1 protein-coding gene is annotated in these 666 nt (G+C 70.1%); it reads right to left on the bottom strand.

Going from position 1 to position 666, the window contains the following annotated elements; translation table 11 throughout:
• A partial coding sequence (locus AC1DWF_RS35190; RefSeq protein ID WP_476843099.1) for an LLM class flavin-dependent oxidoreductase occupies window positions 1-666 on the bottom strand: 666 nt, incomplete at both ends.

The following is a 666-nucleotide window of genomic DNA, read 5'->3' as shown; positions in this document are numbered from 1 at the left end:
GCATAGAGCGAGGCGAATTGCCGGCCGCGTGGGCTGCCGCCGGCCTGGGCGATGACGGGCCGCCCCTGCGGGCAGGGGCCGGAGTTGAGCGGCCCGCGGCAGCTGTACCATTGGCCCTGGAAGTCGATGCTGTGGACCTTGGTGTGGTCGACCAGCACGCCGGTCTCGGTATTGGCGAGGATGGCCCCCGGCTCCCAGCTGTCCCAGAGGCCGTTCACCACCTTCATGTACTCGTCGGCCATGTCGTAGCGCAGGTCGTGCTCCGGCAGCCCGTCCTGGAAGCCGTAGTTCCTGGCGGCGTAGTCGCTGCTGCCCGTGACCATGTTCCAGCCGATGCGGCCCGACGAGGCCTGGTCCATCGAGGCGATCATGCGCGCCAGCAGGTAGGGCGGATGGGTGAAGGTCGCGAAGGTCGGCACGATGCCGATGCGCTGGGTGGCGGCCGCCATCAGCGTCCCCGTCACGGCCGGATCCTGCCGCGGCACGGCGAGGCCGTTGGTCAGGTAGACCTCGCGCGAGCCGCCATCGCTCTCGCCGACACAGGAGCTGTCCTCGATCAGCACGTAGTCGAAGCAGGCGCGCTCCAGCGCGCGGGCCATGTCGGTGAAGAGCTCCGGCACCATCCAGTCGCGGCCGATGGCGCCGGTCCAGGGCTCACCCCAGGCC

The organism is Aminobacter sp. P4_D5 (assembly GCF_056401815.1).
This window is presented reverse-complemented; position numbering and strand designations above follow the sequence as displayed.